The organism is Microcystis sp. M109S1, assembly GCF_020247025.1.
Lineage (GTDB): Bacteria > Cyanobacteriota > Cyanobacteriia > Cyanobacteriales > Microcystaceae > Microcystis.
The window spans coordinates 1-5,503 of record NZ_JADBRW010000302.1; the positions used below are offsets into that span (position 1 = coordinate 1).

Genomic DNA, 5,503 nt, shown 5'->3' on the forward strand with positions numbered 1-5,503 from the left:
ACTTCCCCACTTCCCCACTTCCCCACTTCCCCACTTCCCCACTTCCCCACTTCCCCACTTCCCCACTTCCCCCCTTCCCCCCTTCCCCACTTCCCCACTTCCCCACTCTGCAATAATTACTCGCAGCCAGAAATACGTTTGGACTATCATACTTTGTGCTTTTTGTCAAAAAAACTTTTTTTTTGCAATAAAACTACATAAAAAAAAGATCATCGTTGCTGGTGAAATTGACTGATTTACCCGTCTTAATTAGGATAACCTTCTAGGTTTGGCAAGGGTTTCAACCATTGCTGCCCAAAAAAGCACATAATAACCCATTATGAAATTCTATCAAATCGCTGTTACCACTGCAACATCGTTGTTAAATAAAAATCTTTCTCAATTAATTCTTAAGAATTTATAAATATTGCGAAATGTTAATTTAAATATTCTCAAGTTTTTGCAGTCAATAAATAATTTTTACTTATCTTTGTCGGAAAATAGAACTCCTGCAAAAATCCCACATCTACCATTGGGTTAGGAGACAGTTATCAGTTATCAGTTATCAGTTCACTGAGAAATCTCCCCACACCCCACACCCCACACCCCACTTATTCAACAAAGATGAAAGAATCATGGCGAGAACGTCTGAATATCTCTCGAATAGCGATTAATGCCCCGAGGTTAACCATTGCTTTCTGGTTAGCGGTGGCCGTGGCGGGAATTTTGGCTTTTAGTTCCCTAAAATACGCTCTTTTCCCCGATATCAGCTTTCCAGTCGTAATAATTAACGCTCAAGCGGATTTAGCTACTGCTATCACCACGGAACAGCAATTAACTAAACCCCTAGAAAATCCCCTTTTCTCTCTCCCCGGTTGTCGCGATGTGTCCTCGACTACTTCCCCCGGACAGTCAGTAATCAGCGTTTTCTTTAAAATTGGCACAAATTTAGACAAGGCCACGGCAGCAGTTAAACAGGCTATCTCGCAAGTCCCTTTACCCCCTCAAGCTACCACAGAAGTTATCCCCGTTGATTTAAATGAGTCGGCAACAGTCACCTATGCGCTGGTGAGTGAGCAGAAAACTCTGGAAGAATTAAGCCAAATCGCCCAAGATAATTTAATTCCGCCCTTAAAAGCTCTCGAAGGTACGGCTAAAGTTAATTTACTCGGTCAAGGTACAGTTAGGGAAGATAATCCCCATAAAAGCTTAACCCGACCATTGCCCACGCTGGTGCGCTTTAATGGCCAAGAGGCGATCGCAGTGCAGGTAATCAAACAAGGTGCTGCCAATAGTCTCGATCTGGCCGCCCAAGCAGAAAAACTGGTTAAAGACATAGCACAAAAACTGCCCGATGTCAAGATAATTTTAGCTGAAACCCAAGCGGAATATATTCGCGCTGCCCTACAAGGCACGATCGATGATTTACTTTTGGCAGTTTTGCTGTCGGTGCTGGTGATATTGATATTTTTAGGCAGTTTCGCCGCTACAATCATTTCTGCTCTGGTTATCCCCCTATCTCTTTTGGGGACTTTCATTATCATGGCCATCTATGGGTTTAATCTGGAAACCCTGACGCTGCTGGCCCTGGCTTTGGTAATCGGCATTGTCGTGGATGATGCGATCGTTGATGTGGAGAATATTTCCCGTTTAATCGACGCGGGGGAAACCCCGAAAAATGCGGCACTCAAGGGGACAAGGGAGATCGGATTAGCTGTCACTGCTTCCACTTTAACCATTGTTGCCGTGTTTATACCCGTCGCTTTTATGGGGGGTGCGGTGGGACAGTTTTTCCAACCCTTCGGTTTAACTGTCTCGGCTGCGGTGATTTTTTCTCTGTTGATCGCCAGAACCTTATCGCCAGTTTTGGCAGTATATTGGCTGAAACCGCAGTCACGGGCAAAAACGACGAAACAAAACCGACCGATTGAGAACGCCTATCGACGGCTCTTAAACTGGTCATTGCGTCATCGTTTGCTGGTCATTGCTATTGCCCTAATTACCTTTTTTGCGGGTATTGCCCTGATTCCTTTTATTTCTAGGGGATTTATTCCCCGACTCGATCGCGGCGAGTTTAATCTGGTTTATACTTCTCCTTTGCCGAAAATAACGCAAATTAGTCCTAATAAACCGACGGCTAAGAGTTCTAGTGATAGTTTCGCTTGGATTTCCCAGTTAGCGAGTTCTCCCGAAAGTTTTCTTTTGCGTCGCACTATCCGCGATGGCAGCAAATTAGAAGCGCCGATTTTGCGGGATGGGGAAGTGGAATCGACTTTTATGATCGCCGGTTTACGGGGTGAGCCGAATCGTGGCAAAATTCACATTAAACTGAAGAGCGATCGTAAATCTCACACCAGTGCGGTGCAGCAACGGATTCGGCAAATTTTACCGACAATTAGAGGGGTGAATGTCAGTATCGAGGACATTCCTTTTGTGCAGACGGAAGCGGAAAAGCCGATCCAAATTGCGATTAAAAGCGATGATTTCAAGCTATTGCGCGATAGTGCCGAGAAATTGCGGGTTGAGTCCGCTAAAATCGCCGGTTTAAAGGATATTTCCCTATCATCTAGATTAAATGAGCGGGGGGATTTTTTGGCGATCGAGCGTTTAAATGGTCAACAGGCGATTTTTCTCAGTGCTAATCTTAGTCCGGATTTAGGATTAGAAGATGCGGCCATTAAAATTGAAGGGATTCCTTTACCGGAAGGGATAACTTTACAGCGTTGGGGTACTTCTTCTCAAAGTAGCGATGTTTTGGGCAGTTTTGGTCGCACTTTAATCCTAGCGACAATTTTAATGTTAGGAGTTTTATGGTTATTATTCAGAAGACTGCTAGAAACTATCGTCATCGCTTTATGTTTACCTTTAGCGATTGTGGGGGCAATGTTGGGGTTATTGGTAACGGGTAGTGAGTTTAGTATGATTTCTCTGATCGGGTTTATCTTCCTCTTGGGATTACTCGATAAGAACGCTGTGTTATTGCTGGATTATACTAACCAATTGCGTCAACAGGGTTGGAGTCGGGAGCAAGCGGTTTTAGAGACGGGAATGATTAGGTTAAGACCGATTTTAATGACCACTTGTTCGACAATTTTAGGCATGATTCCGATCGCTTTGGGATTGGGTACTGGTGCGGAATTGCGGCAACCCATGGCGATGGTAATTGTGGGAGGTTTAGTCACTTCTTCCCTGTTGAGTTTAATTGTTGTGCCTGTGTTATATCTAAGTTTAGAGGATGTTTGGAACCAGATTAAAGCCGGTCAAAAGTAGCTAATTTTACCGTTTTTGCTTCTGCTCACTATAGAGTCGTTTGAATTCTTTTTGTTGTTGATTATGATCGACAATTGGCTCAGGATAACCACAACGATGTCTTTCTAAATGGGGGATTTTCCCGGTTACTAAATATTCCGTATCTACGGAAGCTAATTCCGGCAACCATTGACGAATATATTCCCCTTCTGGATCGAATTTTTGTGTCTGACTAGCGGGATTAAAAATTCTTAAAGGTTTCGGATCCATGCCACTAGAGGCACTCCACTGCCAACCACCATTATTAGCGGCTAAATCGCCATCAAAAAGTTTCTGCATGAAGTATTTTTCGCCTTTTTGCCAGTTAATAATTAAGTCTTTGGTTAAAAAACTCGCCACGATCATGCGACAACGATTGTGCATCCATCCTGTTTCATTTAATTGTCGCATCGCCGCGTCAACGATGGGATAGCCGGTTTTTCCCTCACACCAAGCTTGAAAATGTTCTTCGTTATCCTGCCAAGGAAAATGACGAAATTCTGTTCTATAAGCACCGACCGCCAATTCTGGGAAAAAATAGAGACAATGCTGGTAAAATTCCCGCCAGGCTAACTCTTGCTGCCAAGTGATAATACCATCTTTTGCTTCCTGGGCGCGGCAATTTTCTAATAACTCTAGGGTTGCCGTCCAAATTGTGCGAATGCCAATCGCGCCAAATTTTAAAGCGGCACTCAAGCGCGAGGTGCCATCAACAGCGGGGAAGTTACGATCTTCTTGATAATTGTTAATAACCCCTTGACAAAATTCTTCTAATCTGCTATTAGCGGCCTTTTCTCCGGGGGTGAGGGGTAAGGGATTTTGCCAAGTAAAACCTAAATTTTCTAGGGTTGGTAAATTAATAGTTTCTGTGAGTTTCTCCCCCTCATTTTCGTCTAATCCTTGCAGGTTTTCTAGGGTTGTGGGGCTGGCTTTGGCTAATTGGCTCCAATTTTTCCAAAAAGGAGTATATACGGTGTAGGGGCTTTTTGAGAGGGTGAGGACTTGCCCTGGAGCGTGGAGAAGTTGATCCCAGAAGGTTTCTACCTCAATTCCTTTTGTTTGTAAAGCGGCAATTACCTGTTGATCCCGTTGACGCGCGTAGGGTTCAATATCGAGGTTAAAAAAAACTGCTTTTGCTGATAAATTGCTGGCTAAGTTGACGAGTGTTTGACTGGGGTTGCCGCGAATAATCAGTAATTGACTACCTTTTTGGCGATAATTTTTGGCTAATTCCTCTAGACAACCGAGGAGATAGGCAACTCTCGCAGAGGCGATATCATCCCCTTCTAAAATAGCAGGATCGAGGCAGAAAACCCCGATAATTTTCGGACTACGTTCCCTAGCTTTACTAAGTCCAATATTGTCCGAGAGACGTAAATCGCGACGATGCCAGAAAAGGATTAGATTTGACATAAAGTAAGGTGATGAGAAGATTATCAGGAGCGAGATTATTGGGGTACAGTTAAGAACAAATTCAATTCAAAAATACTCTTTCTGTAATTATAAGACAGTGGATCAAGAATAACTGTCTAATTGGGTGCATCTCATTTTTGTAAATCTACTGAGTTGGGATTTTTAAAGGGAAACTATCTTCTAAAGTTGGTCATTACTTCCGATTTTATCACTCAATCCAAGCCTTTGGGGGGTTCTACCCCCCAAACCCCCCGTTGGGGGCGTGGCGCCGCCCCCAAACCCCCCGCGCATTAGTTTTTCGGTGGGATGCTTACAGGCAGCTGCTGATATATTTGTAATAATTTAAGAGTCACTAATAATTGCTGATTGTCCGTATTTTTGCAGATGTGAGATGCACCCGTCTAATTTTACAATCTAGCTGTGATTGGCAGTTAATTTATTGACAAAATCTCGATGTTCTGCTGTTTCTAAACCCCGCTGCAAAATCACTAAAACTTTTCCTAAGTCGCCCATTAATAAAGCGTTTTTATCTAGCCATAAACCGGGGAAGATTTGGGAGCGTATTATGCCATCACTATCGGGTTCTAGTTTAATATATTCTCCTGCCTGTAGCCGAAACCAATCAAATTCTTGTTCATAAAACCGCCAGACTAGATATTCTTGGACTTGATTGCGACGATAAACATTTAATTTTTGATGCACATCGTAGGAAGCACTAGAAGCGGCAATTTCGACAATTAATTCCGGCGCGCCTTCTACATAATCATCTTGACTAATTGTCGATTGTCCTCCCTTTTCAATTCTTAATAGGGCATCCGGTTGG

Annotated in this window: 3 protein-coding genes and 1 pseudogene; 2 read left to right on the forward strand and 2 right to left on the reverse strand. The window is 43.3% G+C overall.

Features of this window, described 5'->3' with window-relative positions:
- Positions 1-603: 603 nt before the first annotated feature.
- Positions 604-3,249, forward strand: a complete 2,646-nt coding sequence (locus IM322_RS15150) for an efflux RND transporter permease subunit (RefSeq protein WP_287673884.1) — start codon at positions 604-606, stop codon at positions 3,247-3,249.
- A 6-nt stretch (positions 3,250-3,255) separates the two neighbouring features.
- On the opposite strand, the gene IM322_RS15155 is transcribed toward IM322_RS15150, so the two are convergent.
- Positions 3,256-4,680 (reverse strand): FAD-binding domain-containing protein, encoded by a 1,425-nt coding sequence (locus tag IM322_RS15155; RefSeq protein ID WP_287673883.1) that lies wholly within the window; start codon positions 4,678-4,680, stop codon positions 3,256-3,258.
- A gap of 153 nt (positions 4,681-4,833) precedes the next feature.
- On the opposite strand from IM322_RS15155, the pseudogene IM322_RS23755 reads away from it, so the two are divergent.
- Positions 4,834-5,026, forward strand: a pseudogene (locus IM322_RS23755) (hypothetical protein).
- A 68-nt stretch (positions 5,027-5,094) separates the two neighbouring features.
- Here the strand turns inward: IM322_RS23755 and IM322_RS15160 are convergent.
- Positions 5,095-5,503 (reverse strand): Uma2 family endonuclease (locus IM322_RS15160; RefSeq protein WP_287713251.1); only part of this gene is annotated, 409 nt, incomplete at its 5' end.

Excerpts from the sequence above, each read along its gene's own strand:
- IM322_RS15150 (WP_287673884.1), top strand. The coding sequence starts at position 604 with ATGAAAGAATCATGGCGAGAACGTCTGAATATCTCTCGAATAGCGATT.
- IM322_RS15155 (WP_287673883.1), bottom strand. The coding sequence starts at position 4,680 with ATGTCAAATCTAATCCTTTTCTGGCATCGTCGCGATTTACGTCTCTCG.